Raw genomic sequence first — 8,857 nt, 5'->3', positions numbered from 1 at the left:
GACATGTTCGCGGGAATCGGCTACTTCACGCTCCCGATGGCCCGCGCCGGAGCGCAGGTGACGGCCGTCGAACGAAATCCGACGGCGTTCAAGTTCCTCGTGGAGAACGCCATGCTGAACGACGTTCCTGACCGTATCGACGCCTATCGGGCCGACTGTCGGGAAATGACGGACGTAAGCGCCGAACGCGTCGTCATGGGCTACTACGACGCCCACGAGTATCTCGACACGGCGCTTTCCGCCCTCGAACCCGGCGGCATCCTCCACATGCACGAGACGACCCCCGAAAATCGACTGTGGGAGCGTCCCGTATCACGGCTCGAATCGGCGGCCGAAAGTCGGGGACGGGACGCGGAGATTCTGGAGACGCGCCGCGTGAAAAGCCACAGCGAAGGCGTGTGGCACGTCGTGGTGGACGCGCGGGTGGAGTGACGACAGGTCGTGGAAAACACCTATAAAAGATGAACTGTTAGTTCGGGTATGGATAGACAGAAGCTGATTTCGCTGTTCTTCGTCCTGTTGATGCTGGGTTCAGGGATAGCGTACGCGGTCACCTTCATTTGAGCCAGTACCCGGCGGACCACCCGGTTTCACCGCTCTCGTAGCTTTGCCTCTCGGGGACGAACACAAACTACTCCGTGTCCCACACGTCCGCCATCGGACTCTTCTTTTTGCGGCCGGAACGCCGTGAGCGCGAAGATTGGCGGGATTGGGAGTTCGACTGCGACTGATCGTCGGTCGATTGGCTCGGCGATTCGGTTCGTCTCCGTCCGCCGCCGAGGCCGCCGATACTGCCGTCGCCACCCGCATCGCCTGGGTCGAACTCGGGGAGTTCCGGGTACGACATCAGATCGACCTGTTCGGCGAACCAGTCGGGCATGTCGGTCCGGGCGCGGTCGAACAGTTGCAGGAGGCTGGAGTCGGCGAGGTACGTCGCGCCATAGTCGTCCGGGGCGCGGACCACGCGCCCGCAGGCCTGAATCACGGTGCGGAGCGCGGCGCGGTAGTACCACGCCCACTGGCCGTGTTCGAGTCGGTGGGCCACCCGCGAGTCGCCGGTGTTCAGGAACGGCGCCTTACAGAGCACCTGCCAGCGGGCGAGGTCGCCCTTCAGATCGAGCGCCTCCTCCATCTTTACCGAGAGGAACACGTCCGGGTCGTCCGTCGCCTTCCACGAATCGAGGTCGGCGTCGCGCGAATCGCGACCGTGGGCGCGCACCCGTCCGCCGACCCCGAAGGCGTCGAGGTGTTCGGCGAGTTTCTGCTGGATGTGGTAGGAGTGGGCGTGGACGATGCCCTTCTCGTCGGGGTGTTCCTGCATGGCGCGGACGATGGTTCGCGCGATCTTCGGGAGCGTGTCCTCGCGGTGTTCGTACGTCATCTTCCCCTGCGTCACGTCGTACAGCGGCCGATTTTCGACGGGGAAGGTGTGACCGACGTCCACGAGGGCGACGCGGTCCGGATCGAGGCCGACCTGTCGGCAGAACGCCTCCTTGTTCAGGATCGTCGCCGAGAGGAGCGCGAACTTGTTCCCCCGCTCCCAGACAGTGTGGGCGAGGTACCGCTCGGGGTTCATCGGTTTGATGGTGATCGCGGTTCCCTCCCCGTCCGGTTGGTCCACGACCCACTCCGTCGCGCTGTCGGGGTTGCGGTAGTCTTCAACGAACCAGTCCAATTCCGAGACGAGTTCCTGAAACCGGTCGCGGCGGGCGACCTCCGCGGGCGTGAGTTCCGGTTGCGCCACGAGGTCGTCTTTTCGTCGCTTGAGGGTACCGCCGAGTCGTTCCGCGTACTCCACCGCCCTGTCGAGACCCGTGATTTCGGGAACCTTCATATCGTCCCAGATGGGCACCGTTCGAGGGTTCAGGTCGATGGCGGCGTACATCTCGGCCCATTCGGCGAGTCCGTGGGCCTCGTCGATGACCACCACGTCGCGCTTGCGGAACACCTCCGAACCAGCAGTTCGCATGAAGTACGCCAGCGTCATCGCCGCGATCTCACGGTTGCTGGCGATGGCGCGGTCGGAGAAATACGGACAGCGATGTCTCACCGAGCAGTCGTAGCCCTTCTCACGGGCACAGGGTGCTCGGTTGACCGGCGTGTCGTGCTCGCCCGGCAGGATACAGGAGTAGTTTCGCTTCCCGCGGATGATTTTGAGGTCGTCCAGCAGGGAGTCCTCGGCCACGTCGTCCAACTGCGAGACTTGCGGCGTCGTGTAGTACGCCCCCGTCGAATCGCTCGGGTCGACCTCGTCGACCCGCCGTGCACACCCCGCAATCGCCCGAGCGAGCAGGGACTTACCGCTCCCCGTCGGTGCGCGAACCAGCACCACGTCGTTTTCCCCCTCGAACGCTTCCCGAATATCCGATAGCGCCTCCTGCTGGTTGCCACGGAAGGAAGGTGCGGGGAACTCGTCTAAAATCCGCTCGGGATTCACTGTTGGTAGAACGACGAGGAGGGCCGTAAAACCTGCCGATACGTCACGCCTTAGAATCCATCCAGAAGAACGCGAGTATGAGAACGACGAGTACCCCTTGTGTCAGGTACAATCCAGTCCGCACCCACTCCGGGAATCCCCAGTCGTAGCCGCTGTATCTCACCATCATGAGGGCGCTAATTGCAAAGACGAACGTCAGCGACCACTGCTTCTCGCGCGACCAGTGTGAGCGTCGCGTCCAAATCCCACCGATAGCAACCGCGGCGACGAATACTCCCACGATAGCAATGGTCGGTCGGACGGGAAACGACATATGATCGATTTGAGAATGGTCCGTCTTAAACTATCTGGAGCGGGAAACAGCGGGAAGCGGAGATGAGCCGAGAGACACCGATTCGCTCGTCACTCGCCCAACGCCACCACGTCCTCCGCCGACGGATAGTCCGGCAACTGTTCGATGCAGGCATAACAGAGGAAGTGCTCGCTGCCGTCCTCGAACTCCAGCGTCATTCCGCCAGTGGTCTTTGGACTCGCAGTCCAGAAGTTTCCGATCCCTCCCGCAATCGGCACGTCCGCCCCACAGCCGTCGCACTTGTCGGTACTCATTGGAACCAGTTGTGAGTCAGGGGCAAAGAGCGTTTGGCGTGGACGGTTCGGACGATGCGGTGAGGTGGCGGGAACCAGAAACGGAACCCCGAGGACCGTCATTGGTGTGCGTTCGAGTGACACGGTACCGTCAGAACTATGATGGATGTGACTCGATTTTTCCACGAAGCGTTCTATGACTCATCGGTTCGCGTGTCGTCCGGTGTTCGAACCCCTCGCGCTCACGCCGAGGATTGGGGCCCGATAGCCGCAGCACTCGGGTTTCGTTCCGCTACATCCCGTAGCCGCAGTTTCTCGACCGAACACACACGCACATGCCGATATCCACCGAGTCGTCGGCACGTCGCCGCGACTCACTCGTCAGCACGTTGCCGCTCGAACGAAAGACGCATCGCTCGCCGTCCCTCGGACGGTTCGAACCGGAATCGACGACCGTCGGAGGTGGGCGCGAATGACCACCGCGGACGCGGACGGGAATACAGCCGACGCGAGCGGAACGTCGGCGGACGTGAACGCCACGAACCCGTCGCTGTGGCGGAATCGAGACTTCCGGCGGTTCTTCGTCGGGGAGTTCGTGACGAACGCCGGGGACAGCCTCTACACCGTCGCGGTCCTGTGGCTCGTCTTTGACCTCACCGGTTCGACCGTCCTCACGGGAATCGTCAACTCGCTGTTGTTGCTCCCGTGGCTCCTGCAGATGTTCGCCGGGCCGATAGTAGACCGACTACGGCTCAAACCCGTGCTCGTGGGGTCACAGGTGATACAGGGCGTCGTCGTCCTCGCACTCCCGCTGGCCGCGGCGATGGGATGGATGAGCGTCGGCGTCCTGCTCATGGTCGTCCCGATACTGACGCTGGCGAACCTGCTGATGGAGCCGATGCAGGCGACGCTGGTCCCCCGTATCGTGGCCAAGCGACGACTGTCGCGGGCGAACTCGGCGCTCGCGACCGTCACGCTCGGACTCGACATGGTGTTCGACGCCCTCGGCGGTGCCTTCATCGCCGTCTTCGGGGCGACGACGCTGTTCCTGCTCGACTCGGTCACGTTCGCCGTCGCCGGGATGCTGTTCGCGGGAATCACCGTCACCGCGGTGGACACCGTCGGCGAATCGGAAGGGGGCGACGAACCGCTGCTCGGCTCGTACGTCGCCGACCTGCGAGCGGGAGCCGACGTCCTCCGTGGAACGGTCTTCGTCGAACTGATACTCACGACCGCGGTGGTCAACCTGGCGACCGGCGTGACGCTCGCCATCCTCCCGGCCTTCGGCGACGGTCTGGGAGGTCCCGCGGTCTACGGCCTGCTTCTCGGTGCGCTCGGCATCGGCCGACTCGTCGGGTCGGTAGTCGCGCCCCGTTTCGAAGGCGTCTCGTACGGGCGGTTGCTCCTCGTCGGCAATTCGCTGGGAGCGTGCTGTTGGTTCGCCGCCGTTTATGCGCCGTCGGCGGCGCTCACGGTGGTCCTGTTCGGAGCCGCGTGGATACCCGCGGGCGTCAACGGCGTGCTCACGGCGACGCTGAACCAGACCGTGTTTCCGGCCGACCGACTCGCTCGGATATCGTCCATCAAGGGAACCGCCTCGGGTGCCACGCTACCGCTCGGTTCGCTGGTCGGCGGCGTCGTCGCCGAGGTGCTGGGAACGACGACGACGATGGGACTGGCCGCGTTCGGTTTCGGGTTCACGGGGTTGTACATACTCGTGCGGCCGCGACTCCGACGGCTCCCCGCCGTCGCGGATGCGAATCCCGCGGCGTTCGACGTGACGCCGGAATCAGGTGACGGGGAGTAGCGCGGCTGTTCCCTTCGAAGTTGGGGGGGATTCCTCGGGACGGTGTCCGAAAACAGCGAAGAACGGGGTCGTCCGTTTCAGTAGGACTTGCTGGTGGACAGTGCGCCGCTGTCGTCGTAGATGTACACCGTGTCGCCGCCGTTGTTCCAGACTGCAGAGCCGGTCTTGCCCCAGTAGAGGTCGGTGCTCGTGTCCGACCCGGTGCCGGTGTGGAGCGTCACCTGCGCACCGGCGTTGAGGGTGAAGCCGCCGGGGAACGAGTAGGTGTGGGAAGCCTCGTCCTCGACGGTCCAACCGGTGAGATCGATGGAGCCGGTTCCCGTGTTCTCGAAGACGACGTACTCGTCGTCGAGGTTGTTGTAGTCGTTACCCGACGCGTCCTCGTGGATCTGGGCGATCGAGATCTCGCCGTCGCCGCTACCGCCACCGTTGCCACCACCGGTCGAGCCGTCGTAGGCGTCGAACAGCGGGAAGGACGTGTCGAAGACCGTCGTCGTCGGGATGCCCGAATCGCCGTCGACGTTGTTCGTCCCGTCGGTGACCTGGTCGCCGTTGATGCGCAGGTCGGTTCCGAGCGAGGACGCGAGGCTGTTCAGGTTGGAACGAGCGCCGGACGGTGCCGTCCCCGCGCCGACGAGGACGACGGCGCCGCCGTCCGCGATGAACGAGGTGAGCGCGTCGATTTCGGCGCTCGTGAACGCGCTGACGGGCGTGGTGACGATGATCGCCTGCCAACGCGAGAGGTCGAACGCGTCGAGATGGTTGACTTGGTCGAACGAGAGGTCGACGCCTTCGAGGTAGCGGCCGTAGTACGCCGCGTCGTCGTTCGAGAGGGCGTAGGAGGCGTCGAACTGGCCGTGGCCACCGTCGATGAGGACGTCGCCGCTCCGGTCGCTCACGTAGTCGATGAGATTGGTAAGGAAGACGAAGTTCTCGTAGTCGGAGGTATCGACGGCGAAGCCTTCGGAGCTCTCGTAACTCTCGTCGATGAGCGGGCTGCCGACCATGGCGACGTTGGCGTCCTCATCCACCGCGGCAAGCGGGATGTCGCCGCCGTAGCTGTAGCCGCCGCTCTGCGTGGCGGTGCTCTCGGCGGAGACCGGAACGCGGGAGTCGGCGACGCCGCCCGATGCCGTCTTGACGCTCGCGGCTTGCGGGAAGAACAGGTCGTCCACCGCGCGGTTGCGGATGGTTGGAGCCTCGTCGGGTGCGCTTTCGCTCCACACGTTGAGACTATCGGACCGTGCGGTGTCCTCCGCACGCCAGAACTTGTCGTGTTTGGTGAGGCCGGAACCGTAGACGCGGGCGTAGCCCTGCTCGACTGCGTGGTAATTGTACAGGTCGTCGCGGTTCCCGTCGCCATCCGCGTCGTAGTAGAGGTAGCCGAGAACGCGGTCGTAGGTGTCCCGGATCGGTTCGTTCTCGTCGAACGCGAGTGTGACGGTCTTCCCGCCGAGTTCGTCCTGTCCGAAGGTCTTCGCGTTGTCACCCCACGTCTGGAGATAACTGAGGTCCTCGATACCCTCCCACTCCTGAATCCGCTCGGCGGAACTGTGCGAGGAGAGTTCGGGCGTGTCGATGCCGAGGATACGGATGCTCTCGGTCGTGCCGTCGGAGAACTCCACCGTCGCGGTGTCGCCGTCCGAGACCTTGGTGACGTCCACGGTGTAGGTCTTGGACTTGTCCAGTCCGAGTCCCTCGCGGTCGGTGAAGTAGTCGAAAGCGGTGTTGAACTGGCTCGTGAGCGGTAGGTAATCCGAACCGCCGTTGTTGGTTGCGTCGACGACTTCGTCGTCGTTGAACCGGAACGAGAGGCCGAGTGCGGACGCGATGTCGTTGAGATTCGTGGTCGTGTCGTTGTCGTTGTAGTCGGATTGATCGTGGACGAACAGGACGCCACCGTTCGCGACGAAGTCCGAGAAGGCGCTCAACTCCGAGGACGAAAACGCGGTGGCGGGCGACGTGATGACGGCCGCGTCGGCGCTCCCGAGGTCGGACGAGAGGCTGGACGTTGCCGTCACGGTGTAGCCGTTGTTCTCGGCGTAGCTCTCGAACTTCGAGAACGACGCGAGGTCGTAGTATTGGTTGTGACCCTCGTCGAAGAGAACGGTGCCGGAACCGCCGAGTTGGGCGTCCCACGCGTTGAGGACGAACTCCTCGTTCCCGTGCTGCCAGACGGTGTCATCCTCGACGAGCATCGAACCGAACGCGACGACGTTCGACTCGGTGGCTGCCAGCGGAATCGACGTGCCGCTGCTGTAGATGGTTGCGTCGCCGTTCGAGTCGGCATCATGGTTGCTGGCCGTGTCCTCCGCCCAGACGGAGATGATTGAGCTATCGGTCAACTCGCCCCCAGAGGAATCGAGGAGGCTCGACGTCGAGTGGAATTCGATTGCGGGAATGTCCCCCGACGCAGCTCGTACCTCGGAACTCCCCGTTGCGGCGATTGGTCCCGCTGCCGTTGCTGCTGCGAGCGCTGACATAAACGTTCGTCTTCGCATCGAATGAACGAAAAAAGTGCAGAGACATAAATTGTTGTTTTTTCGTGTTTTGTTTTAACCTGCTTCCACTAGAATATATACAAATATGTGCACAATGTATTCCTACGTTTCACACGGTTCTAGACGCCATCATCCGGAGCGTATTCGTCCATCATTCGACTCGCTTCAGTGGCGTAGCGCTCGCGTGTTTCCTCGTCTTCGACCGTTCCTAACTGGTCGGGAGACACGTCGAGTGCGGCCGTGGTCTCGCGCGCAGCACCGGTGAAGCTCGTGAGCGCACGCTCCTTGCGGAAGTAGCGTTTCCCGTCCGGCGTCGCGTACACGAGGATGATCAGGTTCTGTTCGTCGTCCGAATACGTCCGTTCCGCGAGCCACACGCGCACGTCGTCGCTGGTATCCATATCTACTATCGATTCCGGAAGGAAATAGTTCCACCCGACGGTTTATGCTACTAACTACCGTATCGTGATCGGTATGGAGGTGAACTGCGAGGGATGTGCTGGATGCTGTATCGACTGGCGGGCCATCGCGCCGATTTCCTCGGACCACGAACGGCGTGGACCGCGCCGACCGTTGGACGAGACCTACAATCTCGTTCCCCTCATGCGCGAGGAAGTGGAAGCGTTCGTGGAGGCCGGACTCGGCGACGCCATGACGCCGCGCCTCTGGCACGACGACTCCGGGGTCGAAATCGGCGGCGAACGACTGGCGGCAATCGGGGGGAAACCCGCGTTCTTTCTCGGGCTTCGCAAGCCGCCAAAACCCGTCGAGCCGTTCGAAATCGGGGAACCGGAGTGGCTGCCGACCTGTACTTTCCTCGACCCGGAGACGCTCCAGTGTCGGATTCACGGGAGCGACCTGTATCCGATGGAGTGTGCGGAGTACCCCGGCCACAACTGCAAGCTGGGACAGCAAACCGAATGTGAGCGGGTCGAGGAGGCGTTCGACGGGGAGCGATTGCTGGATTCGGAACCGCCGGAGGCGCTCTCCGGACTCCTCCTCGGTCCGCAGGCGATCGGCGAAAAGGTGTTCGTCTATCCGGAACCCGACGAGTTACCCCCCGTCGTCGATCGCATGCTCGCGGACGAGTTGACCGACGAGGACCGTGCCCACTTCGTTGCGAGCGCCGCCGCAAGCAGCCCCGGAACGACGGAACACAATCGGGCGGTGTACGAAACCGTACTGGAACGAGCGCGAGCGGCCGACTCGTGGGTCGGCCGCTCCATTCGGGAGTGGGAAGCGATGGCCGAGAACTCCGACGAACCGGACCCGTCGGTCGCGGAGCGGGTCGAAGCGAAACGCGGCGCACCGTCCACTCTAGGCTGGTAAACAACTGCGAAGAAGAGCCGTTCTACTCGGACTTCATCTTCTGGAACTGTTTGAGCAGGTCTTCGGCTGAATCGCCGGAGTCGTATTCGACAGTCCCGTGATACTCCGATCGTACGTCATCGGCGGTCGTATCGACGCTACTGTTTTTCCGCTCACGGCGTTCGTGTTCTTCTTCGTCATAGGCACCCATTGACATGA

The 8,857-nt window shown here is 63.1% G+C and carries 8 protein-coding genes and 1 pseudogene; 3 read left to right on the top strand and 6 right to left on the bottom strand.

Annotation, left to right across the window (positions count from 1 at the left end; genetic code table 11):
• Positions 1-432 (top strand): annotated as a pseudogene (locus tag WBV42_RS06925) (class I SAM-dependent methyltransferase); the annotation flags it as partial.
• Between the two features lie 199 nt (positions 433-631).
• On the opposite strand, the gene WBV42_RS06920 reads toward WBV42_RS06925, so the two are convergent.
• From WBV42_RS06920 to WBV42_RS06910, 3 genes are all read right to left on the bottom strand, one after another.
• Complete coding sequence (locus WBV42_RS06920; RefSeq protein WP_423985377.1) at positions 632-2,437, bottom strand: helicase C-terminal domain-containing protein; 1,806 nt, start codon at positions 2,435-2,437, stop codon at positions 632-634.
• Positions 2,438-2,480: 43 nt separating this feature from the next.
• The gene (locus tag WBV42_RS06915) at positions 2,481-2,750 is read right to left on the bottom strand and encodes a hypothetical protein (protein ID WP_423985376.1); all 270 of its coding nucleotides are present in this window, start codon (positions 2,748-2,750) and stop codon (positions 2,481-2,483) included.
• Positions 2,751-2,839: 89 nt separating this feature from the next.
• A complete protein-coding gene (locus WBV42_RS06910; RefSeq protein WP_423985375.1) occupies positions 2,840-3,043 on the bottom strand; it encodes a DUF7561 family protein in 204 nt (67 codons plus the stop codon).
• Positions 3,044-3,494: 451 nt separating this feature from the next.
• On the opposite strand from WBV42_RS06910, the gene WBV42_RS06905 reads away from it, so the two are divergent.
• A complete protein-coding gene (locus WBV42_RS06905; RefSeq protein WP_423985374.1) occupies positions 3,495-4,829 on the top strand; it encodes an MFS transporter in 1,335 nt (444 codons plus the stop codon).
• 77 nt (positions 4,830-4,906) lie between these two features.
• Here the strand turns inward: WBV42_RS06905 and WBV42_RS06900 are convergent, their stop codons facing one another.
• Together WBV42_RS06900 and WBV42_RS06895 are read right to left on the bottom strand one after the other, a co-directional pair.
• Positions 4,907-7,312, bottom strand: a complete 2,406-nt coding sequence (locus tag WBV42_RS06900; RefSeq protein ID WP_423985373.1) for a DUF4350 domain-containing protein — start codon at positions 7,310-7,312, stop codon at positions 4,907-4,909.
• A 137-nt stretch (positions 7,313-7,449) separates the two neighbouring features.
• Positions 7,450-7,731 carry a hypothetical protein gene (locus tag WBV42_RS06895; RefSeq protein ID WP_423985372.1) on the bottom strand — a complete coding sequence of 94 codons (282 nt, stop codon included), beginning with the start codon at positions 7,729-7,731 and terminating at the stop codon, positions 7,450-7,452.
• A gap of 73 nt (positions 7,732-7,804) precedes the next feature.
• Between WBV42_RS06895 and WBV42_RS06890 the strand changes: the two genes are divergently transcribed.
• Entirely contained in the window at positions 7,805-8,659 is an 855-nt protein-coding gene (locus WBV42_RS06890; RefSeq protein WP_423985371.1) for a YkgJ family cysteine cluster protein, read from the top strand.
• 22 nt (positions 8,660-8,681) lie between these two features.
• Here WBV42_RS06890 and WBV42_RS06885 read toward each other — a convergent pair whose 3' ends face one another.
• Positions 8,682-8,855 carry a DUF5786 family protein gene (locus WBV42_RS06885; RefSeq protein WP_223301795.1) on the bottom strand — a complete coding sequence of 58 codons (174 nt, stop codon included), beginning with the start codon at positions 8,853-8,855 and terminating at the stop codon, positions 8,682-8,684.
• Positions 8,856-8,857: the final 2 nt, after the last annotated feature.

The sequence above is a fragment of the Haladaptatus sp. genome (genome assembly GCF_049589095.1).
GTDB lineage: Archaea > Halobacteriota > Halobacteria > Halobacteriales > Haladaptataceae > Haladaptatus.
This window is presented reverse-complemented; position numbering and strand designations above follow the sequence as displayed.

Bases quoted from the DNA above. Each gene is read 5' to 3' on its own strand.
- WBV42_RS06915 (WP_423985376.1), bottom strand. From the start codon at position 2,750: ATGTCGTTTCCCGTCCGACCGACCATTGCTATCGTGGGAGTATTCGTC.
- WBV42_RS06910 (WP_423985375.1), bottom strand. From the start codon at position 3,043: ATGAGTACCGACAAGTGCGACGGCTGTGGGGCGGACGTGCCGATTGCG.
- WBV42_RS06905 (WP_423985374.1), top strand. From the start codon at position 3,495: ATGACCACCGCGGACGCGGACGGGAATACAGCCGACGCGAGCGGAACG.
- WBV42_RS06900 (WP_423985373.1), bottom strand. From the start codon at position 7,312: ATGTCAGCGCTCGCAGCAGCAACGGCAGCGGGACCAATCGCCGCAACG.
- WBV42_RS06895 (WP_423985372.1), bottom strand. From the start codon at position 7,731: ATGGATACCAGCGACGACGTGCGCGTGTGGCTCGCGGAACGGACGTAT.
- WBV42_RS06890 (WP_423985371.1), top strand. From the start codon at position 7,805: ATGGAGGTGAACTGCGAGGGATGTGCTGGATGCTGTATCGACTGGCGG.
- WBV42_RS06885 (WP_223301795.1), bottom strand. From the start codon at position 8,855: ATGTCAATGGGTGCCTATGACGAAGAAGAACACGAACGCCGTGAGCGG.